This window comes from Nostoc sp. (genome assembly GCF_036917155.1).
Classification (GTDB): domain Bacteria; phylum Cyanobacteriota; class Cyanobacteriia; order Cyanobacteriales; family Nostocaceae; genus Nostoc.
Map to the genome: position 1 here is coordinate 1 of NZ_JBALDZ010000066.1, position 25521 is coordinate 25521.

Consider the following 25521-nt stretch of genomic DNA (forward strand, 5'->3'; position numbering starts at 1 on the left):
TAGCCCTCCTAATTTTCTTCTTGGAGGGCATTTTATTGCTTAACACACCCATTGCGATCGCCCTTGACTAGTAACTAGCAACTTGGGTTAATAGATTTGAGGATTTCCGTGATTTCCTCTATGGTAGCTTCTTCGAGTAAAATCCTGTTTCCAGTATCAGGGTCAAGAATTACCACATCAAATTGCTTCCCAGGATGAGATTTATGCCATTCTTGATACCATTTGCGAATTTGTTCAGCTAAAGCCGCAGCACCACCGACAATGCCGACAATAGTAGCAACAGCTGCTAGAATTGCCTCTTTTTGGGGTGGAACTTCATAACTTCCCGATATTCCAGGAATTTCTAGCAAAGCCTCGGCTGCTGCTGGTGCAGCTTCACCTTCGATTCCGATTTGAATTTCTGCCATTAAATCACCTACGAATTTATCCAAGATTCTGTATATTATGCGTTGAATTAGGGATAAGGTTCACGCACAGACACAGAGAAGATTGCAAAATTATTTACTTAGTGTTGTACTAATTGCCTAAAATAAGGCAACAGACACAAACCTGGAAATTCACATCTTGCACCTAGTCCCGGCGATTAGAAATTGCGGCTATACAAACAAAGTCCACGGAGGTGGACTAAGAGAAAATCAAATGTTTTTAACCCACGGAGGTGGATGAAGAGTGCTGAGTACATAGTGCTGTACATGGATAGCGGGGCGTTTAGCCCGTGCTGAGTTGAAAGACCGCGCCACTTGCGGGCGGGGTATCAACCTTCTCCTGACCAAAAGATTCCACCCACAAGGGGCGGGGCTTTTACCATAGTGCAAAAGTACTGAGTATTCAATCTTCTTTACTCAGCACTCAGCACTCAGCACTCAGTACTGAGTACGGTAAAGTCTCGTGTAGCCGCGACTTCTAGTCGCCTGGTGCAAAAGTTTACTACTGCACGCGATTGGCGGTATGAAGCTTTAAGTGCGATCGCTCAAGTAGAAGGCGACTGGATCTGTTTGAAATAGTTAGGAGTTAAGACTTATAGGAAAGATGACCCTTACTTTTAATCCAGATAAATACAAGGACTTATTAATAGAGGGTCTAACCCATCATTCCTTATTACTCTAATTTCAGTCCGTTTCAACGGACTTGAGCTATTAGCCCGAAATTTATTTCAGGGTGGGAAAGCAACGCCAAACCAATGTTTTAGGGGTGAGGGGTCAAACCCACCGTGAATTGACCAACAGTCTCATAGAATTCGCGGCTATACAGACAAAACCCACCTCCGTGGGTTTCAAATTCTTTGAGTCCGCGTAGGCGGACTTCTCTGCGAGACGCTACGCGAACGTTTGTGTAGCCGCGATTTCTAATCGCCTGGTATATTTGCTTTTTAACCACCAAGGCGCGGAATCTTGCTGGAAGTATGAAGCAACTAGGGGCAAAGAAGCGTCAGAAATCTATAGAAGATTTCGCTAAAAACGAACTGAGGGATGTAGAAACCCACAGTTCAGGCGGAGCCAACTGTGGGTAGTTCATGAAGCTAGTAATTCCGGCTGAGGCATTAAACTTTGGAGAGTATGACGCAACTGAGCGATCGCTTGGACTTGATAATCACCAGTTTCCTGAAATTGATCCAAAGATTCTCCAATTCCTTGCAGTTTTTGCCGTAATCCATCTAGAGAATCCTGAATTGGTTGTAGCGCTTCTTGATAAAGATTGACTCGACCAGAGAATTCAGCAGTTGTTCTTCTTAGAGATAGCAAGTTTTCCTCAATCACTTTCAGTTCTTGGCGCTTTTCATCTAGATCGTGAGTTTGATTGTCAATCATTCCCTGATTTAGCTCAACACCAGAACGAATTTGCTCAATCTCACGTTCCAGCTTTTGGATTTCCTGTGAATATTGTTGTCGCTGGGTTTCAATTTGTAACAGAATCGGTTCTAAATTAATTTTGTTGTTACTTTCTTCTTCATCAGTGACAGCATGTCCTTGGCGTCGCAGCATTACAGCTTGGTGTTGCTTGAGAAACTTCTGATGCTGTAGCATATTGCGGCGTTGTCCCACCAAGCTGGAATTTAGCATCTGATAAAGGTCTTTTTCATCCGTTAGTTCTAGTTCCAAATTGATATGGTCATTGTCAGATGCATTATTTAATTTAGTTTGGAGTTCTTCTATAGCTTCTTGTTTATATGTCAGCTCTTGTTCTTGATCGTGAACAAAGCTAGCATCTATTTCTAACTTATGCTCCAAGTCTTGTACGATCTTTTGCAGTTCTTCTAAAGGTATTTTCTCCAAAGCCTCCACATCAGCTTGCTTGCCAAGAACTACATCACCAGATGTTGCAGCTAAAGAGTGCATCTGTTGATATAATTCTTCAGCGTTTCGTAACTGCTCTTTGATGATCTGAGCGTACTCTTGCTTGCTGGTCAGGTTTGCTGTATTAATCTGCAATTGGGCTGTTTGCTGAACTAGAGAATTTTGTGCTTCTTGTAATGCATTTTGGCGATCGCTAAAAGTTTGTGACAAACCCTCTATTTCTTGTTGCTGTTGTGCGATCGCACTTTTATGCTCTTCCAGTTTTTGCCAGTGCGGGGTCAGAGTCGCTTGCTGCTTTTCAACCAATTCAAAGGCTAGATGCAGATGTTCTCTAACTGTTTCAGTGGGAGCAACACGACTAGACAAGCGATCGAGTAACTCACTCATTACCCGACTTTGCTCCTCATCCAAAACCGTCCCTGGTTGAAAATCCGCTTGGCGTTCCTCTAGGCGACGCTGCTCACCCCGTAAATGATCCCAAGCGCCTTCCAACTCTTGACGGTTGCGCTCAATTTCTCCTTGCAATCGTTCAATTTCCTGGCGGGAGGTGTCAACTTCTTGTTTTTGCTCTTCCAGGTGTTGTAACTCTTCCTCCAATTGTTGCAACTGTTCCGAGCGTACCTCCATATCCATTTCACGGCGATTCAACTCTTGCGCCTGAAACGTTAACGACTGTTTCCACTGATCGATTTCATCTTCCTTGAGCTTAAATTTCTCCAACTGGCGGGAAAAATTCTGCAAAATGTTGACGAGTGGCCGCCCTGCTTCTTGAATCCGCTGCACTTGACGATTCGGATTCAGTTCAGCCAGTACCAAAGCGCCGTCATTTAATTTGCTTGCATCCTCAGCGGCAATCACTTCTTCCGACACAGTACTCCAATTCTGGTCAGTTCGCTGACAAGCTAGCAGTTTCAGTTCGGTTTTAGCACCGCCACCGAGTAAACCACCTTTCTGTTTTTGTACTTCTGCTAAATACAGCACACCGTTAGTCCTTTATTGATGCACTTAAAGTTCGTGTTTTGAGATATACCTTAAATAATTCTGTTAACTTGTCTCACTAAACCGAAGCTTAGAAAGACAAGACAGACAAAACTATAGACGCGAGATATTACGTCTTGATACTTATAGAAGCGATCTGGTCGCGCCTTTATATTTTGTACTGATGACAGTGATGATGACTTCCGTGTTAACACTAGCTTTGTCGAAGTGTATTACGAAAGATGAAGGTTTATAGTTTAATGTATTCCCTAATGACAATAAGAATAGAGTAACAATCTTTGCAATAATCCATAATCAATACTTAAAGAAGAGGTCAGAATTCAGCAATACTTAAATACTTAAGGAGTACTTTTTAGCTAAATGCAGGGAAATTTAAATGAAATTGATATTTGCAGTATCCTGCAATTGATTGAGTTGGGACAACGAACCGGTCAATTATGGGTTGAAGCTCATAGCTCTCACCATAACAACAAGCTGGGTGGAGAGGGAGCAAACATTTATCGCCCCAAACAACAGTCTTGGTTTGTCTTTTTCTTGAATGGTCAAATTATCTATTGCCAAGAAGGCGAGAGTAGTTTATCCAGAATTAGCGATTATTTACGTCATTACCGAGTTGAGACGCGACTCACCGACAAACAAATTGCCTCCCTACCACCAACCGATGCACCAGAGTATGCCTATCTTTGGGCACTTTTGGAGCGGAATATCATCAACCCAAAGATCGCTGGTAGTATCATTCAGGGCTTGGTGCATGAAACTCTCTTTGACTTGCTGAGTTTACGCCAAGGTAACTTCATTTTCCATCAAGGTGTGGCCCTTGCTCCGCAATTAAACACTTTCGAGATTGCTCCATTTGTGACAAAAATTACGAAGCAGGTGCAAGAGTGGAAGCAGCTCTATCCACACATTCAGTCTCCAGAACAATTACCAGTCCTATCTGACAAAGTTCAGCTACAATCTTCTCTACCAGAAGCAACTGTAAATAAGCTACAACATTGGGCTGATGGTAAAACATCCTTGCGTCAACTAGCTCGCCATCTCAACCGAGATATTTTGACAGTCGCTAAGGCAATATACCCTTATGTGCAACAAAGTTGGCTACAACTAGTATATTCAGAAACAAACCAACCAGATACCCACACAGATAGCGGAGAATTGAAAGGAAAACCGAGGGGGCGGATAGTATGTATTGACGATGCGATCGCCATCGGTGAGACTATAAATTCCATCTTACAACCACAAGGTTATGAAGCGATCGCTCTCACCAATCCTTTAGAGGCACTGAGTCTGGTTTTTCAACTCAAACCAGATTTAATTTTATGCGATATTGCCATGTCGGAATTGGAAGGGTACGAGGTTTGTTCCATGCTGCGACATTCAACAGCATTTCGGCTCACACCGATTATCATGCTTACTGGTAAAGATGGGTTTATCGATCGAGTCAAAGCTAGGATGGTCGGGGCAACAGATTATTTAACAAAACCGTTTACAGACAATGAGTTACTCATGCTTGTAGAGAAATATATCGACAAACAATGAAAATTGGGCATTGGGCATTGGGCATTGGGCATTGGGCATTGATTATTTCTCCCTCATCTCCCCCATCTCCCCCATCTGTGAAGCATATAAAGAGATCAAAGATTTGTTGATCTACTAAAAGATGAGTTAAAAGATGTTATCACAGAGTCAGCTAACTCAGTGAAACGTCAATCTCCGGGAAAATAGTGAAGACATAAAATTAATTTATACAGTTAATACTTGCGGAGGAATCAGGGAATGTTCCAATTAGGAACGTCTAAATCAGGAGGTAAATGACATTTATGAGCACAGTTCTGATTGTGGAAGACAGTATCGCACAAAGGGAGATGATTACAGACCTCCTGAAAGCCACTGGCTTAACAGTTACCCACGCCAGTGACGGATTAGAAGCATTAGAGGCAATTCAAATAGCACCTCCAGATTTAGTGGTATTAGATATTGTCATGCCCCGGATGAACGGCTATGAAGTTTGTCGGCGGTTAAAATCCGATCCCAAAACCCAAAATGTTCCAGTGGTGATGTGTTCTTCCAAAGGCGAAGAATTTGATCGCTACTGGGGGATGAAGCAGGGTGCAGACGCTTACATAGCCAAACCGTTTCAACCAACCGAGTTGGTAGGAACAGTCAAACAACTGCTGCGAGGATAAGGATAAAAACAACATGGTCAGCAAACCGGACTTTTTAAGTGGCAGCGGTCAAGACCACTTCCGACCAGAATTACAAGTAGAAAGTCCTGAAGGTGAGTTACATTTGAGGTTTTACATTCCCTCGCATCAGGAGTTTGCACTACAAGCAACTGGCATCCGAGAGGTAATTGAACTAAGTCCTGATAGAATCACCCCGATTCCTAATGCTTCTCCTTTACTTTTGGGTACTCTAAATTTACGAGGTCGAGTTATTTGGGTGGCCGATTTGGGTCAATTTCTGGGGGAAGCAAGTGCATTAAACACGGATAGAGCTGAAATTTCGGTGATTGCCATTGAAGAACAAGACACAATCGTGGGTTTAGCAGTAGAGGAAATTGGTGGTATGGATTGGTTGGATGTCCAAAATCTCATGCCACCTACTAGTGTTCCAGATACTATGGCGCCCTTTTTACGTGGAGAGTGGTCATTAGGTACTAAAAAAAATCAGTGTCTACGACTACTAGATCAAATGGCAATTGTACGGAGTGCTAGGTGGGCAGGATGAAATTGGAGGAGGAAATGGCAGCAAGTATTGATAATTACGAGCCAACATATCAACAGGCGATGACCGCCTATGTTCAAAGGAATTATGAGGTTGCGGCCACTTTAGTTGACCAAGTGGTGCAAAATTTACCAGATGACCCCAACTCCCATTTGTTAAGGGGTCACATCTACTATGTTTTACAGCAGTACGATGTAGCAAAAGAAGAATATCAACAGGTATTGGGCTTGACTAACGATCAAGAAATTATTGGTTTTGCCAATAATGGAATTGAGAATATCAATCAATATTTACAATCATTCGGCGGGCAGATTGATACATCAGAAAGTCAAGAGCAAATAAATTCCTCAGAGATATCTGATCCACTGGCATATATTGAACCAGAATTAGAAGATTTGGGCGCTAGTGAGGAGTTTGACAGCAATAACCTTGATTTGAACTTTTTTGGAGAGCATCAAGAAACTGTGAATGGCATTGAAGAGATATCTTCAAAAAGTCCATTTGACATCCCCACAGAAGATAGTATTGGAACAGTAAAAATATCAGATTCTTCTACTCCTTTTGGTGACGATCCTTTTGCTTTAGATGAAGAATTACAGCAACAAGAGTCAAATAACAAATGGGAGGAAAATACAGAATTAGAGTTGCCTGCTTTTTGGCAGGAAGATACATCAGAAGATATTCTGGAAGAATCATTAGTAAATAGTCAATTCTCAGATAATGGGATAGATTCTCATCATGGAAATTCAACTATTGACAATAGTAACTCTTCAGCTTCTAATTCACCAACCGATAATAGCGAGAATGATTTCACTGATTTGTTGAGTGAGCCAAAGTCTCCAGAACAGAATATTGGAAATTTAGAATATAAGAAATCTAGTTTTCGAGACGAAACTTTACTGATTGTCTCAGCAGAACTGGTAAATGATTCGCCAATAACAAATAATTTGGAATCTGGCAGTCAAGAACATTTGCCTGAAACTGAAGCACATAGTTGGTTAAAATCAACAGATTTAGAGTCAGAGTCAGCTTTTCAGCCAAATTTATCTAATAAATCTTCATCTTTTAGTAGTAACTTACCTCAGAAAGAAAAGCAGTTTAAATCAAATGAATTCAGCAGTAAAAATAGCTTTGATGATCATGAAAATTTTGACATGGAAGCATTTGAATCTGCCTTTGGTTCAGATGGTTTAAGCTCTTATGAAGACTCAGCTACTATACTAAATGGAGACAATTCTAAGAGCAATATCGAGTTTTTAGATGACTTTGAGGAATTTGACGATTTAGGCAATATTCCAGGGTTTGACATGATCGAAGGAGATTCTAACTTCGGCGATCTAGCAATGCATGCTGCTCCAGCAGAAACTCGTGACAGTGGACGCTCTCAAGTAGCATCAAGTACTACAGCCGATCGCGAAGAAGAATTATTCTCGATGACTGGTTCCCATGAAGCCGTTCCAGTCTTTAGCCAAACAGATGTCTCGAAACTAGAACCCAATGTCAGCATTGAGCAAGGATGGTTAGCACCATTAGAGAATGCTTCCATCGAACGGAAGCAATGGTTAATTGCTGGCAGTGTGGGCATTGTTTCAGCACTGGTTGTAGCCACAGTTAGCTTTGTCGCTACCACATTTTCGCCAGCCCAACAACGAGAATCAGTCAGAAACACTGGTTGGGCAATGTCATTAGCTGCTGGGATTGCAGGTTTTGCTACCGCAGGCTTCATGGGGAATCTGGCGCTGAAACAAATTCGGCGCACAACTGACGATCTCCAAAATCAGTTTGAGGCTGTACGTCAAGGAAATCTGAATGCTCAAGCCACAGTGTTTTCTGAAGATGAATTGGGGCATTTAGCTACTGGCTTTAATGAAATGGCGCGGGTAATTTTCACAACTACAAGTGAAGCCCAACGCAAAGCCGATGAACAAGAGGAAGCCAAAGAAAACCTGCAACGCCAGGTGATTCGTCTCTTGGATGATGTGGAAGGAGCTGCTAGAGGTGATTTAACAGTACAAGCGGAAGTGACAGCCGACGTACTGGGAGCCGTAGCTGATGCCTTTAACCTGACAATTCAAAACTTGCGGGATATCGTGCAACAGGTAAAAGTGGCGGCGAAGGATGTGACAAAAGGTGCAACCAACTCTGAAACTTTTGCTAGAGCTTTATCTAGTGATGCTTTGCGCCAAGCAGAAGAGTTGGCTGTGACGCTGAATTCTGTCCAGGTAATGACTGACTCGATTCAGCGGGTAGCAGAGGCGGCGCGGGAAGCTGAAACCGTTGCCCGTGATGCTAGTACGATCGCTCTCAAAGGTGGCGAAGCAGTAGAAAATACCGTAGCAGGGATTTTGGAAATTCGAGAAACCGTGGCCGAAACCACTCGCAAAGTGAAGCGGTTGGCGGAATCTTCCCAAGAAATTTCTAAAATTGTGGCGTTGATTTCTCAAATTGCTTCGAGAACAAACTTGCTGGCACTCAATGCTAGTATTGAGGCGGCAAGAGCAGGAGAAGCTGGACGTGGGTTTGCCATTGTAGCAGATGAAGTGCGCCAGCTAGCGGATAAATCTGCTAAATCCCTGAAGGAAATTGAACAAATTGTGATGCAAATCCAAAGCGAAACAGGCTCAGTAATGACCGCGATGGAAGAAGGCACACAACAAGTAATTAAAGGGACAAAATTGGCAGAAGAAGCCAAGCGATCGCTCGAAAACATTATTCAAGTGGCGAATCGCATCGATATTCTTGTGCGCTCCATTACCAGCGATACTGTGGAACAAACGGAAACCTCCCGCGCCGTCGCTCATGTAATGCAATCAGTAGAACTGACCGCCCAAGAAACCTCCCAAGAAGCGCAGCGAGTTTCAGGTGCCCTACAACACCTAGTAGGTGTATCCCGTGACTTAATTGCTTCCGTTGAACGTTTCCGAGTAGAAACTATGGAAACCAGATAAAAAAGTTAGGAGTTAGGAGTGAGGAGTTAGAAATAAAAATCACAACTCGTAACTCATAATTCATAACTGATAACTGATAACTGATAACTCATAACTGATAAATTTTGCTATGCTGCCGGAACAACAACAGCGGATTTTGGGTTACTTTATTGAAGAAGCCAGGGATCACCTGAATACCATTGAGCAAGGCTTGCTGAATTTAGAGGGTACTCTGAACGACCCGGAAATGATCAGTGAAGTCTTCCGGGCGGCTCACTCCATCAAAGGAGGAGCGGCGATGCTTGGATTAACTAGCATCCAGCATACCTCCCACCGTCTGGAAGATTGTTTTAAAGTTCTTAAAGATAATCCGGTTCAGATTGACCAAAAGTTAGAGTCTTTATTTCTTGGTGTATCTGATACCCTAAAATCGCTGTTAGAGCATTTGAGTGGGCCTTATGGTCTTTCCGAAGATGCAGCTAATACTTTGATGTCAGAAACAGAGCCAGTTTTTAAATGGCTGTATGAACATCTAGAACTACTTGTAGAACAAGCAAAGAGTGGAGTAGTTACTAGCCCTGATGCAACAGAACTACATACAACCTCTGTAGAAAATGTCTCCACACTTACAGAACTTTTCCTGCGGCGAGATATTCCCAGTTTGGCAGAAGACGCCCATCAGGAATCTCCAGACTCGGTAACACCCCAGGAAGTGCGAGACACCCACGGACTCGCTAACGCTACGCTATCGCCAGTCACAGCTCAAGAAAATGATAATTGGGGCGAGTTTCAAGCCCAAGTGCTGCAAAGACTGCGGGAAATGTTGCAACTATTTAAGCAAACCACAACCCCTTCAACTCGGCAAAACCTCCAGCAATGTTGTCACCAGTTAGTCACACTTGGTGAGACTTGGAATTTGCCTAAGTGGTGCGGTTTGTGCCAAGCAGCAGCCAGTGCGATCGGCAATCCCGAAAATACTTATCTGACTTTAGCTAAAATTGTCATTACCGAAATCAAACAAGCTCAAGAATTAGTTCTGCAAGGTAGAGAAGCCGAAATTGCAATTAGTCAGCAACTAGAAGCACTTTTGAGCTTTGCAGAAATTGAGTTATTAGAAATTACGCCTGATTTGTTTGATGAAGAGTCTGCGGTTTTGACAGAATCAGAGCCAATTCTATCTGCTAACACCCAGCCGTTAACTCAGAAAACAGAAGAACTGAATCTAGAACAGGATAATAGCGATCGCGATCGCCCCTATATTCTGCAAGGGACACCACTAAACGCTGCAACTCATACCAGTCTTGCTTTCACCACACATGACGAAGCACATCCAATTAGTAACAATATTGACCCCCACGGGCCAGAGGTAGGAATAGCTGAGTTAAATACCCTTGCCGATTTATTTGAAGGTGAAACTCCCGAACTAGATGAAAGCTGGCATCAAGAAGAAACCTTAGATATTGTTGCTACCGATGACTTTGGAATTGATTTCAGCAGCGTCAGTGCTGCTGATGGCGATTTATCCGATTTACTCTCCTTTGATGAAGACACAAGCAACACGCAGCAACCAGCAACCACAACTGCGGCAGAAGATTTATCCCTGTTATTTGGCGACAATTTCCTAGAAAAAGAGAATTCCGAACCGCAAAATCAACAAACAGCTGCTACGACTCTAGAGTTGAGTGGTATTAACGTACTTGATATAAATTTAGACTCTTCTTCTTCCGAAAATTTACAAGAATTTATTGATATTCCTAGTGATATAAATCAAACTCCTGAAAATATTGACCAAAATAGTGTAGTTGAAGATTTATTGACACTGGCACTAGATGATGAAGAAGAACTATTGCCAACAGGTGAAGTGACTCAACCTGAAACTGAGGCTTTCGCCAGTGTGGAATTATCTACCAACCAACAAAACAGTTTTGATAACTTATTCTTAGAAACTAGAAATGCAAATTGGGTAGAAGAAATTACCCCTAGTGACTACATAGAATTACCCCAGCAAACAGGCTTGTCTTTAGATAACCTATTTGCTGATATGGAAGAACAGACACTACTGCCGACAAGTGAATCAGAAATTGGTGACTTATTCGATACATCTCCAACAACCGCACCTGAGTTTTCTCAATCAGAAAACGATCTGAGCAATTTCTGGAGCCAGGAAACCACAGAGGAAAAAGACGAATTTGATTCCTTAATTGAGCAGAATGTGGAGAGGGCGTTAGATGAGGGTTTGTTTACTGCGGCGGCTGATAATATTTTTGCTGATAGTCAGCAACCCATACCTTCTTCTATGGCCAGTTTTGATCTAGAAGAAGATTTTAATAATATCAATTTTCAGCATCAAGAGCAGTTAGATTTGATATTCTCATCAGATTCCGGAGATGATTTATTTGATGAGTTAGCACCAATTAACTCAACTGCTTCCCCGATAATCAACGATGCCTCTACGACTAAAACGCCGTCGTTCGCGCAGCATCCAGAGGAAGAAATTATCAGGCCGCAACAACCAGAAGCTTTAGATTTTGTTCCAGAATTTACTAATCAGCCCTCAGAGATATTTGGTGTTGCTCTGGAAGCTAATTCATTAGACTCCTTCGATGAAAATCCGCAACTGCTGTTTGAAGATGTCGTCACAGATTCCACCTATATTCAGATGGAACCCACAGAATTATCTGTGGATGAACTATCAGAAACTATTAGTTTTAGTTTTAGCGAAACTTCGGATTCAACATCAGCCGCAGTACAGCCAGGAGATTTGTTCGCTCCTTTTGATGAAAATCCACAACTGCTGTTTGAAGATGTCGTCACAGACTCCACCTATATTCAGATGGAAACCACAGAATTATCTGTGGATGAACTATCAGAAACTATTAGTTTTGGTGAAACATCAGCCGAAGTACAGCCAGGAGATTTGTTCGGCTCCTTTGATGAAAATCCGCAACTGCTGTTTGAAGATGTCGTCACAGACTCCACCTATATTCAGATAGAACCCACAGAATTGTCTGTGGATGAACTATCAGAAACTATTAGTGTTGGTGAAACTTCAGATTCAGCATCAGCCGAAGTACAGCCAGGTGATTTATTCGCTACCTTCGATGAAAATCCACAACTGCTGTTTGAAGATGTAGTTACAGATTCCACCTATATTCAGATGGAACCCACAGAATTATCTGTGGATGAACTATCAGAAACTATTAGTTTTGGTGAAACATCAGCCGAAGTACAGCCAGGAGATTTGTTCGGCTCCTTTGATGAAAATCCGCAACTGCTGTTTGAAGATGTCGTCACAGACTCCACCTATATTCAGATAGAACCCACAGAATTGTCTGTGGATGAACTATCAGAAACTATTAGTGTTGGTGAAACTTCAGATTCAGCATCAGCCGAAGTACAGCCAGGTGATTTATTCGCTACCTTCGATGAAAATCCACAACTGCTGTTTGAAGATGTAGTTACAGATTCCACCTATATTCAGATGGAACCCACAGAATTATCTGTGGATGAACTATCAGAAACTATTAGTTTTGGCGAAACTTCAGATTCAGCCCAGACAAGCTCAGAAGTTTTAGAGACTGATGAGAATAATAATTTAGAAACGACCTTTGAATTCACAGAAAATACAGATTTTGAAAATGATTTATTGTTGACAGCAACGACTCTGATAGTAGCAGTAAATCAGGAAGAATTAGGAGAAAATACGACAAAAACTGACTCAGAAGCTATCAATGACTTCACACAAACGGTTATTCAGGAAGATGTAGAAACCGATTTGTGGAATTTAGGAGAGATATCTGAAGTTGCAGCAGTGTCAGAGGGAGAAAATGCTATCATTGCCCCGACTGAAGAATTGGCAACTACAGAACCTATTGAAGAGATTGCTTCAGAAGATGAATTTGCAGACTTGGAAGCATTACTAGGAGAGGAATTAGCACCCATCTCCAAAACTAAGGAGATACCAGAAGTAGATTTTGCTGCCCTGGAAGAATTGTTAGGTACAGATAGCGGGAGCATCCAGCCCCAAGACATTCAACCAGTCTTGGCGAAAAATCCCATTCCATTACCAGCGATCAAAGATGAATTTGGCGATTTGGAGAAGTTGCTGGCAGAAGCAGATCAAACAATATCTCATTCTCCTGTAGTCAAATCGAACACCAGCAAAGCTACCCGTCCCTCAACTCGTCGGGCTGCGAGATTTGAAGAAACGATGAAGGTTCCAGTGAAGCAACTGGACGATATGAGTAATTTAGTTGGGGAGTTGGTGGTAAACCGCAATACCTTAGAGCAGGATCATGAACGGCTGCGGCAGTCGTTAGATAACTTGCTGATCCAGGTACAACAACTCTCCGATGTCGGCGCCAGGATGCAAGAGTTGTACGAGCGATCGCTCCTAGAAGCCTCTCTGTTAGCTGGACGCAAAAAGAAAGACCCAGGCTTTCAAGCGCCAGATTCCAATGCCGACAGGGGTTTTAGCGAGTTAGAAATGGATCGTTTTACTCCCTTTCATACACTCTCACAACAGATGATTGAGCGCATTGTGCGAGTGCGTGAGTCAGCTAGTGACATTGATTTTGTTACCGAAGAAACCGAGCGAGTCGCAAGGCAATTCCGCCAAGTAACCACCCAGTTACAAGAGGGTTTAACTAGAGCGCGAATGGTACCTTTTGCCCAAACAATCGATCGCTGGCGGCGAGGAGTGCGTGACAATGCTATTAAGTGTGGCAAACAAGTAGAGTTGGTGATCGAAGGTGGTGACACCTTAATTGACAAGATGATTTTGGATCATCTGACTGATCCGCTGACTCACATGCTGAATAATGCGATCGCTCATGGTATTGAAACACCAGAAGAGCGGCAAGCTGTTGGTAAACCACCTGTAGGAATTATTACTATCCGCGCCTTCCACCAAGGCAACCAAACAATCATTTCCGTAGGTGATGATGGCGCAGGTATTGACTCTGCAAAGGTTAAGGCTAAAGCGGTGAAGATTGGTATGCTTACAGAAGCGCAGGCTAAAGCCATGTCTCGCCTGGAAGTCTACGATCTGCTATTCCAGTCTGGTTTTACGATCAAAGACCAAGCCGATGAAATTTCTGGCCGTGGCGTGGGTATGGACGTAGTGCGCTCCGAGATTAGCGAAATTCGGGGAACAGTAAACACCGATTCTGCTATTGGCAAAGGAACCACCTTCACCATTCGTTTACCACTGACTCTAAGTATTTGTAAAGCTCTCTGCTGCGTCTCCGATCGAGCCAGGATTGCCTTCCCGATGGATGGTGTAGAAGATACGCTGGATATACCAGTCAAAAATATTCAACATGATGCCAATGGGCAATCATTTATTTCCTGGCGCGATACGGTGCTGCCATTCCGACCTCTCAAGGAACTTTTAGCCTTCAATCGCCAAATCAGTCGCGGTAATGTCTATGGCGGTACCAGAGATGATGATATGGTTTCTGTGGTTGTGGTGCGATCGGCAAATACCCTGATTGCTCTACAGATTGACTTGGTGTTGAGCGAACAAGAAATTGTAATTAAGCAATTTGAAGGGCCAGCGCCTAAACCCATTGGTGTAGCTGGTGCTACAGTGCTGGGTGATGGTCGGATTATGCCAATTGCTGACGTGCTGGAAATAATTGACATCTTTCAGGGACGGGTTTCTACACAAATTGGTGGCAGTTCTTGGCAACAAAAAGCTACTCCAGATACCTCTCCTGTGAAGATTGACCCGACAGTGCTAATTGTCGATGACTCGATTACAGTCCGAGAGTTGCTATCCCTGACGTTTAATAAGGCAGGTTATCGCGTAGAACAAGCGCGTGACGGTCAGGAAGCTTGGGATAAACTCCGCTCCGGTCTACCTTGCGATATCGTATTTTGCGATATCGAAATGCCTCGCTGTGATGGACTGGAGTTACTCTCTCGCATTCAGAAAGACTCTAACCTCAACCAATTACCGATCGCCATGCTCACCTCGCGGGGTGCAGACAAGCACAGACAAATTGCCTCTCAACTCGGTGCTAGTGGCTACTTTACCAAGCCTTATCTTGAAGAAGCTCTCCTCGAAGCCGCAGGGCGGATGCTGAAAGGGGAGAAACTCATTACCACTACAAGTAATGGTTAGTTTCACAATTTTGAAAGCATCGCGGCACTCCCTACCTTCAATGTATCTGTAAGGTAGGGATTAGACTTAACCCAAGCGTATTGATTTTTAACCTGCGGAGGCAGGTTTTGTTTGTGTAGCCGCGATTTCCAATCGCTTTTCAAACAACTAGTACCCCAGAGAGTACTTGGAATTTTCCCGCAGCTTTGGTCGGCGTATACTCCACGTCTTGGGTCTATCTTTGTAGTATGTAAAGAAGCACTTTTTACCTAAGACTATGCCTGATTCTGAAAAACCGCTCACCTACCCATCCAGCCACAAGAGTAGTCAAGTCGATGATTACCAGGGTACTTTAGTTGCAGATCCTTACCGTTGGTTAGAAGATCCTGACTCTGAAGAAACAAAGACTTGGATTGAGGCACAAAATCAAGTTACTTTTGGCTACCTGAGTGAAATTCCTGCTAGGGAAAAAATTAAACAACGCCTTACCAAACTTTGGGATTATGAAAAATACGGTATCCCTTTTAAAGAAGGCGAATCTCTGCGAGACGGTTCCACCGAACGCTACTTTTATTTTAAGAATGACGGACTGCAAAATCAAAGTGTCCTTTACACTCTGAAAACCCTCGACGATCAACCCAAAGTTTTACTCGACCCGAATAAACTCTCAGAAGATGGCACTGTTGCTCTTTCGGGATTATCTATTAGTGAGGATGGTAGACTTTTAGCTTATGGTCTATCGTCTTCTGGTTCTGATTGGCAAGAGTGGAAAGTACGCGATGTTGAAACTGGTGAAGACCTCCAAGACCATCTAAAGTGGATTAAATTTTCCGGTGCATCTTGGACACACGATCATCAAGGTTTTTTCTACAGTCGCTACGATGAACCAAATGAAAAAACTCAATTAGAAGATGTTAACTATTATCAAAAGCTCTACTATCATCAATTAGGTAAACCTCAATCAGAAGATGTTTTAATTTATCATCGTCCTGACCAAAAAGAATGGGGTTTTAGTGGTGGCGTTACTGAGGATGGACGCTATCTAATAATTTCAATTTGGCTGGGTACTGACTCCAAAAATTTAGTTTTCTCCAAAGATTTGACTAACCCTAATGCGGAAGTCGTAGAACTAATTAACCAGTTTGAGGCAGATTACAGCTTTATTGACAATGATGATAGCATCTTTTATTTCCGTACAGATCTAAATGCCCCACGGGGGAGAGTGATTGCAATTGACACGAAAAACTCTGCGTCAGAAAATTGGCAAGAAATCATTCCCCAATCTGCGGAAACTTTGGAAAGTGTCGGTATACTTAATAACCAATTTGTTGCTGATTACCTCAAAGATGCTCACAGCCAAATCAAAATTTTTGACCTCAAAGGTGAGTTTATTCGAGAAGTAGAACTACCTGGACTCGGTTCAGTCGGAGGCTTTGGTGGTAAGCGTTATGATACTGAAACTTTTTATAGTTTTACTAGCTTTACGATACCAGGCACTATTTATCGCTACAACTTGGTGACAGGAAAAAGCGAGGTTTTTCGCCAACCACAGGTAGATTTTAATCCTGATGATTACGAGACAAAACAAGTATTTTACCAGAGCCAAGATGGTACTAGAGTGCCAATATTTATTACCTACAAAAAGGGTATTAAATTAGATGGAAATAACCCTACTTATCTCTATGCTTATGGCGGTTTCAATGCCTCAATGACACCTAGTTTTTCTGTGAGTCTGTTGGTGTGGATGGAGATAGGTGGTATCTATGCTATGGCTAATATCCGCGGCGGTGGAGAATACGGCGAAGAATGGCATCAAGCAGGAATAAAGGATAAAAAGCAGAATGTCTTTGATGACTTTATTGGTGCTGCTGAGTGGTTGATTGCTAACAAGTATACTAAGACAGAGAAGCTAGCGATCGCAGGTGGTAGTAACGGCGGTTTATTGGTGGGTGCTTGCATAACCCAACGTCCCGATTTGTTTGGTGCAGCTTTACCCGCAGTCGGCGTTATGGATATGTTGCGGTTCCACAAATTTACCATCGGTTGGGCTTGGACTTCCGAATATGGTTCAGCAGATAATCCCGAAGAGTTTCCAGCACTGTATGCTTATTCGCCACTACACAACATCACACCCAATACAGCTTACCCAGCAACCTTAATTACCACAGCCGATCATGACGATCGCGTTGTCCCTGCTCATAGTTTCAAATTTGCCGCAGCTTTGCAAGCGGCTCACACAGGTAATACACCAACCTTAATTAGAATTGAGACGAAAGCCGGACATGGTGCGGGTAAACCCACAGCTAAAATTATCGAAGAAGCCGCAGACAAATGGGCTTTTTTGGTGCGTACTTTAGATGTGAAATTTTAACAATTTTGTGGGGTAGGAAATGCCTAGCCCACAAAATCTACGATTTACCCGCATTTCTCACAAGCTTGAAATGCAGAGGTGCAGGGGAGCAGGGGAGAGTTCAATGTGCCTTGTTCTTTCCCCTCTGCCGCTCTGCCCCTCTGCTCCTCTGCTCCTCTGCACAAGGTTTTGAGAGATGTGGTGAGAAATCCGGGTTTAGTGGTCGTCTCCCTTTGGGAGACGCCAAAAGCAAATAATCAGTGGCGGGTCTGAATCCACCACTTATCGGGAAAGGCAGAGGGCAGGAGGCTCAGTTGGCTTTTATGGAATTCTGACTCGTGTCAAGAAGCTCGTGACCGTTCGCGCAGCGTCTCGAAGAGAAGGGAACAAGGGTTTAAGACCCCCACCAAATTTTCTTGTTTTGTGGCCTCAATTTAGGAGGGGTTTGAATCCCCTTCTAAATTGAACCTTCTGCTCTCTGCCCTCAGCATAGCTGCCTTCTTCAATTATTCTGACTCCTGAATTCTGAATTCATATTGTCCCGACAATGTACGAGTTTCAATACAATGAAATAGTCACGCACCCGATTTCTGGAGTTTTAGCAGTGGGCTTATTTGATGATTTGAGTCGGTTTCTAGAAAACCGTTTAGAAGAATTTTTGCGTAACAATCCACATTTGGAGTTAGAGGCGCTGCTAGAACAGCTGCGTGAGCAAGAAGAAGACACATTAAAGCTGATCGCAGATTTACAAGTACAAGAGAAGCGATCGCAAGAAGAAATTCTGTCCACCGCTCAAGAAATTCAGCGTTGGCATATCCGGATTCAAAAAGCTAAAAACGCTGGTAGAGAAGATTTGGCGGCGGCGGCGGGTGAGCGAGAAGCAGCCTTGTTGCGCGAAGGAAATCAGCGTTGGGGACAGATGCAAGGGCTGAAAGAACGCATTCACCAGTCTCAGGAACTACTGCAAAAAATTCAGCAGCGGCGACAAGAGGTGCAAGCTAAAGCTGCTGAAGCACAGACAGCTCGTGCTAAAGCACAAACCCAGCAGCGTTTTGAAACCGTTGGCTGGTCGAATCAAACTAGCAGCTATTCTAGTGGTTTTGATGACTTAGAAGATAAGTTCCGTAGCTGGGAAACTCAGGATGAACTAGAACAAATGAAGCGGAAGATGCAAAAGTAAAATATTTTACTTTCAGTCTCAGGTTGCGATCGCTTGGTGAAAAAAAATCAAGATAAACTAGACAATGGCTAAGTCAGAAACCCCAGTCCTAAAGGACGGGGCTTGAAAAAGTCCCACATCTGACCAGATTAAGCCTTAGTTGGCTACATGAGGATTCACTAATGATATTGGAAACTCAACGCCTATTCTTGCGGGAAATGACGCTTTCTGACCTCGACCCGCTACTACTTGTCCTCGGCGATACAGAGTCGATGCGCTACTACCCAAAGCCGTTTGACCGCGAGATGGTGCAAAATTGGATTGATCGATATTGCCGCAGCTACGCACAGCACGGCCTTGGCTTATGGGCGATGGTTCTCAAGGCGACGGGTGAGGTAATCGGCGACTGCGGACTGATTTGGCAAGAGGTCGAAGGACACCAAGAACTCGAAATTGGTTATCATGTCCGCTGTAACCAACAAATGCAGGGTTACGCAACTGAAGCCGCATCCGCTTGCCAGGACTATGCTTTTAACGTACTGGGTTGCGATCATCGCGTCATTTCCCTGATTCGCCCAGAGAACATCCCCTCTCGGCGTGTAGCTGAGAAGAATGGACTCAAGGTCGTTCAGGAGACACTCTGGCGTGACATACCGCACTATATATATGCTGTGCAACGCTCAGAAATTAAAAAGTAAAAAGATAATTCCCATAAATAAATTCAGGGGATTTGATAAGGACGTATTATTTCTTGCGCTATGCCACGACGCTCGTTCGCTCTTAGCGTCTCCCCGAATCACATTGGGAGAGGCTAACGCCAAGGGAGAAGACAAAGGCTTAGCTGCGCTATCGTTATAAATGTTTTTATTTCGTTCCATAAATAAATTTAGTTGCTCTATGACCATTTTGATTTTTCTTTATGAGTGCCTTTTAACTTTTTACTTTTGCCTTGTTCGGTCAAAATTCCAGGTTTAGCCAAGGTTTTAGATTATCTTTTCTCCATCTCCATTGTCCCCAGTCCCTAATAAATCAATTAGTGCCTCCACTAGAACCTGATTTTGCTCATCAGTGCCAACAGTAATACGTAATTTATCATCTAGTCCAGGTTGCTTAAAGTAGCGGATTAAAATTCCCCTTTCCTTCAGTTTTTGATAAAGATATTCTGCGTTTCCTTCTCTTGGTTGTGCCAACAAAAAGTTAGTTTGGGAATCCCAAATATGAAAACCTAATTGTTTCAAGTCTGTTGCTAACTTAGTCCGTGATGCCTTAATTCTTGCTACACAAGCATTTTTATAAGGTTGATCGGTAATAGCAGCCGTACCAATTGCACAGGCGATCGCATCAATGTTATAGCTATCTTTCACCTTAAACAATCCCTGTAACAATTGGGGATTCGCCACCCCAAAGCCCAGCCGTAATCCTGCCAACGAGTATCCCTTAGAAAGTGTCCGAATCAGGATGATGTTTTCGTATTCCTTTACCAAAGCCAAGGCATTCTCTTCGGTAAAATCTACATAAGCTTCATCAATCACCAAAACCCCAGATAACTGGCTGGCTAATTTTCGCAAGTCATCTGTTGCCACCACATGCCCTGATGGACTATTGGGCGACGCAATAAATGTCACAGAACCATTGGCGGCAACCAGTTCTTCTAAAGGTAAACTGTAGTCCTCGCTGTAGGGGATCTCAATAATTTCCGCTGCTTGCATTTCTGTTAATGTGCGATATAGCACGTAAGTTGGCATCGGGTAAACAACCTTCTTGCCAGGTTCTACACAGGCTCGAATGATTACGCTCAATAGTTCATCACTACCATTTCCGACAATAATCCAATCACTAGGAACTCCTAAAACTTTACTGGCAGCTTGCCGGAACTCTCCACCGAAAGGTTCTGGATACCGCCGTAACCACTCACCATCGATATTCCGTAGTACAGCTAATGCCGCAGGGGAAGGAGGATAGGGGTTCTCGTTGCTGTTAAGTTTAATAATCTGTGTACCACGTTGAGGCTGCTCACCGGGAACGTAGCTAGCCATTGCATCAACATTGGAGCGAAAGTAGTTAGTCATAGGGCATTGGGCATTGGGCATTGGGCATTGGGCAAAACAGTTCCTCTTTTCCGTTAGCGGATAGCTAGGGTTTAGCCCGTGCTGAGTAAAGAATGAGATGTCCTACTTGGTACTCAGCACTCTTGAAGGCATTGGGCAAATTTCAACCTGCAATTTCTGACAGACTACTAGTTCTCCAGTCAGTAGAAACTAGATAGTCATTGCTGCAAGGCTATACTAGTTTATAAAAACGAGTTTTGATGAGGAGTTTATAATGAATCGTTTTAATCCACTACTGATAGTTGCTCTAATTAGCATGATGGCTTTGGTTGGATGCAACAATGGAGAACAATCTTCTACTACACAGACACCACCATCTGGGACTTCTGCCTCCGAAACAGCAGCTAGTCCCACTCCAACTAGCACCACAACAGCTACCACTCCCGTTGCAACAACTGATTTTCAAGGTCTACAGGGTGTTGTAACCAACACTAAGGCGGCAGTTGAGGCAGGAAATTTTAGCAAAGCTAAAGGGGAATTTGAGAAATTTGAGGGTTTCTGGTCAAAGGTTGAGGATGGAGTCAAAGCAAAGTCTCCCACTACATATAAAGAAATTGAAGATAAAGCCGATGAGACCAAGGCAGGACTTAAAGTCTCTGCACCAAATAAACAGAAAGTGTTAACAGCCTTAGAGGTTCTGAACAAGGATATCACTAGTGTTGCTAAACCTTAAGAGCCAAATACGTAGACTGAGTATTTATTAGCTTTTGCGTCGTAAGCCCCGCACCATAATCCTTTTAGGATTTGGTGTCGCGATATAAGACGATTAATTACGAAACACCCTTAGACCAATATTAGCCGCAGGCTGATTCGGTAATTGAGGCAGTTGAGTAATTAATAATCTTGTTATTTTATTTTGGCTTTTTTTGGGATTCAACATAAATACCCGAAAAAATTGCGGATTCATCATACATCTGGAAGAAAGTTTTTACCAAGTAAATTGAAGGTGGGGACTTCCGCGACACGTTAAACCGGATTCCTACATTTGATACTGTTGCGATTAAGGCTAGAGGCTTAGAGGTTGTTTGAAAAGTCTAATTTATTACTAGCCCTGGCGATTAGAAATCGCGGCTACACGAGACTTTACCCTGGGAATTGGGGACTCGGAAGATTTGAATATTTGAATGGGGATTCAAATCCCAAGCAAATCTTACTCATGATTTTCCCCCAGTCCCCAGTCCCCAGTCCCCAGTCCCCAATCCCCAGTCCCCAATCCCCAGTTCAAATTTTTTGTAGATACTCAGATGGTACATTCTCGACTAACCAAACACCATTAGCAGAACAATAGAAGATGTAACCCGCCTGATGCATTGCCGCAGCATTTACAGCAAAAACCACTGGTTTTCCATGTCTTGCACCAACAGTTTTTGCTGTTTCAATATCCTTTGATAAATGAACATGATGTCGCGACATTTTGGAAAGTCCTGTTTGCAGAATTGACTCTACAGATTTGTGTCCCGTGCCGTGATAAAGTTCATCTGGAGGAACAACAGCTTCTAGGTGTAAATCGACTTTTACACTATGTCCTTGGTTAGCACGAATCAGATTACCTGTAGAATCAAAAGAAAAGCGTTGTTTATCACTGGATTCAACTACCATCTGTAATTCCTGACGGGTGAGCGGAAATTTGTTTTTAGCACAAGCCCTAAGTAGTTCATCAACATCAACCCAACCACCGGGAGCAAGTTGAATTCCAATTGCATCCGGTGTGTGTCGCAGATATTTGCTCAGATATTTGCTGATTTTCACTAGGCGAGAATCACTCATTTAATTGTGACTGACCTTTATGCTACAATTATATACTCTTATATTACATCAAGATTTTCATCGGGACTGCCTCCTGTCTCCTTCAATGATGGTAAATTGACATAATTTGTCTTCCCATCATGGCTAATGCCACTCCAATCATCACAATGAGTGTCACCTTTCCGCCAGGAACAAGTGGTTGATTTATGCTATTTGAGTTTTCCTGTTCTTGACGTTGCTTCCAACTCATTAACGCCGGAATAATTCCACCTAGAACTGAGATACTAAATGTTCCAGTGTAATCTAGGGCAGTAAAAAAGATGCTGGGGTTGAGTGTTCCGAGAGTCATAGGAGGGAAAAGAACCAGCGAATAGAGGGGTAAGCGGCTAGCAAATCCACCCTTTGCAGAGAGGAAAATATCTTTGAACAAATCCAGCAATCCGTACACAAATCCAATGAACGATGTGACGATCGCAAACTCTGAAAAAATGGATACTAGCACTCCTAAGCATTGTCCTGCGCCACCAGCTCGGAGAATTTGCAATGGATCAAAAACAGTTATCCCGTCAGATGTGCCATGTAGCATATCAGGACTGACACTTCCTAAAATTACGGCATTCCACGCCAAGAACATAATTAGAGGAATCACAGAACCAATCAAGATGGACTGACGAATTTTGCGGGCATCTCCTTCAAGTTGTGTCACAACTAGCGGCACAACGTTTTGAAAAAACAGCGCTACAGACATCACTGAAATAGCACTACCAAGGGCACTCCAATCCTGAAATAACAGTTGGGTAGTCTGAATGTGCCTTCCTCCTAAAAATAATAGTCCCAAGAAGGAAACTATGACAATTCCGACAAAGGCGCTGTTTAATTTCTCAATAAACTTTTCTCGCCCAAGATACATAATGCCACCAAATAAGAGCGTGAAAGTCGTTGTGCCTACCCACAGAGGCAATATTTGCACACCCCAGACTTTTGCCGCCGCAACTCCTAAAATCTCTCCACCTTCAGTGATGTATGCCACCAACAGAGCATAATGCATAAATAAATATGCGCCGCCGGCAATTCGCGCTCCCAACTTACCAAGGATATTTTCCACAACCCCCAAAAAACCGATACTCAAACGCCCTTGTGTTCGCATCGTGTTTAAGGTAACTTCTGCAATCAATAACCCTGAAAATAAAGCGTAGAGCCAAACAGCGATTAATCCAGATGTTGATGGCACAATACCAGATGGCAAGGTAACGGCTGGTAGAGCGAGAATCCCCGCCCCGACGGTGGTTCCTGCAATCAACGCAGTACTTCCCAAGACACTACCCGGTTGATGGTTGAGTTTTTTTCCATCAAATTCGAGATGAGAAAACAACCGAGTGACTTCCTCTGAATCTTTGAGAACAGTCTTTACGGGAACCATACTGAATATCTGTACTTAAACCAAACCAACAATATTAGCATGGGGAAATATTCTTCGCAAAAACCCTGATGTTCATGGTTTTTCAGCCAAATTTTCGTAGTACATTAACAAAAAGTGCGATCGCACCCTCTACAATACCGCATCGAACCCCTCCTGACATTGGTTATTAGATTGACACTAGTCGCGTTAGTGGTAAACCTTATGCCAAAATTCGATATCTGAGTAATTTGTTAGAAAAGCCAGTGTAAAGGGAATACTTCAAACAAGACTCATTTATTCCCCACAACCCGATGAACACCAACAACCCTTTGCAGACAATACAAACAGGTTTCCATACGGCTTTAGGTGCTGTTAGCGAATTTACTACCCTACTTCAAGAACCCCAAAAACTTACAGATTACCTTACCCAAATCCAACAAAAACCAGATCAATTGTTCCAAGATTTAGCCGTAAAAGGCAAAAATATGGAACAAGACGCAACTAGTTTTTTCCAAAATTACTTTTGCAGAGGTGGTAACAAATCATCATACCCTAAATATATAGAACGGGCAGATGGACAGGCATTTAATCAACCCTACGAAATCAAAGACACAAAAATGTACGGCTTTGTCGTTGAAGGTTCAATGGCAAAGTTACAAGAGGTGTGTGATAAATATCTCAACGATCCCAATAACGGCGAGATTGAATATCGCCCAGCGACGAACTATCTCATCTTAACATTCAACAAGATAAATTCTTTAAGTTCTATTTATCCACCCGACTATGATAAAGGAACTGTGCATGAAGAAGAAGCCATCTTTTGGATGTTAACAGTGGTAGGTAAAAGAGTTGGGCCTTTATTCATTGCCGAACGCCTAGCTTGCTTCATGCCTTACTTATACGTAAATAATTCTCCCATCCTAGTTTCTGGTAGAGAAGTCTACGGCTTCTTTAAACAACTTGGCACATTTCAGATTCCTGACTTAAATCAAGAACCGGATTTATTAACCGTAGACACCTTAGTATTTAAAGAATTTTCTCCTACAAGTCAATCTCTAGATGCGCGCCTGCTGGAAATTCAACGCATCGGTACAGGAGATAAACATCAAGATATCAAAACATGGGATAGCTTTGAAGAATCCGTAAGAGCGATCGCTAGCTTATTATTTGATAACGACGAAGTTGTGATTCCTGGCTTACAGCTACCCTTCAATCTTATTGAGTATCTTCTAAAAAGAGTCGTCCCCCTCGTTACCCTCAAACAAATCCGCGACGTAGAAAATAGCAAAAAAGCCTGCTATCAAGCACTGATTGAATCCCCCATGCAGCTACAAACCTTCTATGGTGGAAAACTTTTTGGCTTCAAGAATTTTGGCGATCAATTTCAATTAAAAATCAATAAGTTTGCTAGTCAACCAATCGTCCAAGACTTAGGACTGGCAAAAGGTTATCCCGCAGGTAGCGAATCAATAAATATCCCCGTCAAACTTGGTTTCGTCCTGCATTTCGACTTCACCCTCAAAGATGGAAAAGCCGTTTGGCAAGCACCACAGAAAAATTAATGAGTGCTGAGTTCTGAATTCTGAGTGCTGAGTTCTGAGTGCTGAGTAAATTCAGTAGACCGAAAACTTTTGCGATGCCTGCGGTGGGCGTAGCCATCGCGCACAGAAAGATACCTATAAAATTGATCATTGCCAAAAAAACCG

Annotated in this window: 15 protein-coding genes; 10 read left to right on the plus strand and 5 right to left on the minus strand. The window is 42.9% G+C overall.

Annotation, left to right across the window (positions count from 1 at the left end; all coding sequences use genetic code 11):
- Window positions 1-74 precede the first annotated feature (74 nt).
- Window positions 75-407 (minus strand): hypothetical protein, encoded by a 333-nt coding sequence (locus tag V7K67_RS09690; protein ID WP_335166299.1) that lies wholly within the window; start codon window positions 405-407, stop codon window positions 75-77.
- A 1104-nt stretch (window positions 408-1511) separates the two neighbouring features.
- Window positions 1512-3275, minus strand: a complete 1764-nt coding sequence (hmpF, locus tag V7K67_RS09695) for a pilus motility taxis protein HmpF (protein ID WP_335166301.1) — start codon at window positions 3273-3275, stop codon at window positions 1512-1514.
- Window positions 3276-3653: 378 nt separating this feature from the next.
- On the opposite strand from hmpF, the gene V7K67_RS09700 reads away from it, so the two are divergent.
- The 8 genes from V7K67_RS09700 to V7K67_RS09735 all read left to right on the plus strand — a co-directional run bounded on the left by V7K67_RS09700 (window position 3654) and on the right by V7K67_RS09735 (window position 19260).
- The gene (locus tag V7K67_RS09700; RefSeq protein WP_335166303.1) at window positions 3654-4832 is read left to right on the plus strand and encodes a response regulator; all 1179 of its coding nucleotides are present in this window, start codon (window positions 3654-3656) and stop codon (window positions 4830-4832) included.
- Window positions 4833-5113: 281 nt separating this feature from the next.
- The gene (locus V7K67_RS09705; protein WP_069073698.1) at window positions 5114-5479 is read left to right on the plus strand and encodes a response regulator transcription factor; all 366 of its coding nucleotides are present in this window, start codon (window positions 5114-5116) and stop codon (window positions 5477-5479) included.
- Window positions 5480-5492: 13 nt separating this feature from the next.
- Window positions 5493-6023, plus strand: a complete 531-nt coding sequence (locus V7K67_RS09710) for a chemotaxis protein CheW (protein ID WP_334729284.1) — start codon at window positions 5493-5495, stop codon at window positions 6021-6023.
- Window positions 6020-8968: a methyl-accepting chemotaxis protein gene (locus tag V7K67_RS09715; protein WP_442943798.1), complete on the plus strand. Its 2949-nt coding sequence runs from the start codon at window positions 6020-6022 to the stop codon at window positions 8966-8968. The genes V7K67_RS09710 and V7K67_RS09715 overlap by 4 nt, the downstream gene beginning before the upstream one ends.
- A 109-nt stretch (window positions 8969-9077) precedes the next feature.
- Window positions 9078-15074, plus strand: a complete 5997-nt coding sequence (locus V7K67_RS09720; RefSeq protein ID WP_335166305.1) for a hybrid sensor histidine kinase/response regulator — start codon at window positions 9078-9080, stop codon at window positions 15072-15074.
- Window positions 15075-15330: 256 nt separating this feature from the next.
- Window positions 15331-17424, plus strand: a complete 2094-nt coding sequence (locus V7K67_RS09725) for a prolyl oligopeptidase family serine peptidase (protein WP_334729282.1) — start codon at window positions 15331-15333, stop codon at window positions 17422-17424.
- Between the two features lie 583 nt (window positions 17425-18007).
- On the plus strand, window positions 18008-18583 hold the full coding sequence (locus V7K67_RS09730; protein WP_335166310.1) for a TIGR04376 family protein: 576 nt from the start codon (window positions 18008-18010) through the stop codon (window positions 18581-18583).
- 161 nt (window positions 18584-18744) lie between these two features.
- Entirely contained in the window at window positions 18745-19260 is a 516-nt protein-coding gene (locus V7K67_RS09735) for a GNAT family N-acetyltransferase (RefSeq protein WP_334729281.1), read from the plus strand.
- 285 nt (window positions 19261-19545) lie between these two features.
- On the opposite strand, the gene hisC is transcribed toward V7K67_RS09735, so the two are convergent.
- The gene (gene hisC / locus V7K67_RS09740) at window positions 19546-20631 is read right to left on the minus strand and encodes a histidinol-phosphate transaminase (protein ID WP_334729280.1); all 1086 of its coding nucleotides are present in this window, start codon (window positions 20629-20631) and stop codon (window positions 19546-19548) included.
- A 253-nt stretch (window positions 20632-20884) separates the two neighbouring features.
- Here hisC and V7K67_RS09745 point away from each other — a divergent pair, with 253 nt between their 5' ends.
- A complete protein-coding gene (locus V7K67_RS09745) occupies window positions 20885-21343 on the plus strand; it encodes a DUF4363 domain-containing protein (protein WP_334729279.1) in 459 nt (152 codons plus the stop codon).
- Between the two features lie 548 nt (window positions 21344-21891).
- Here the strand turns inward: V7K67_RS09745 and V7K67_RS09750 are convergent.
- On the minus strand, window positions 21892-22437 hold the full coding sequence (locus V7K67_RS09750; RefSeq protein ID WP_334731015.1) for an RNA 2'-phosphotransferase: 546 nt from the start codon (window positions 22435-22437) through the stop codon (window positions 21892-21894).
- A gap of 82 nt (window positions 22438-22519) precedes the next feature.
- Entirely contained in the window at window positions 22520-23836 is a 1317-nt protein-coding gene (locus V7K67_RS09755; RefSeq protein ID WP_334731014.1) for an amino acid permease, read from the minus strand.
- 290 nt (window positions 23837-24126) lie between these two features.
- On the opposite strand from V7K67_RS09755, the gene V7K67_RS09760 reads away from it, so the two are divergent.
- Window positions 24127-25377: a hypothetical protein gene (locus tag V7K67_RS09760; RefSeq protein WP_334731013.1), complete on the plus strand. Its 1251-nt coding sequence runs from the start codon at window positions 24127-24129 to the stop codon at window positions 25375-25377.
- Window positions 25378-25521 lie beyond the last annotated feature (144 nt).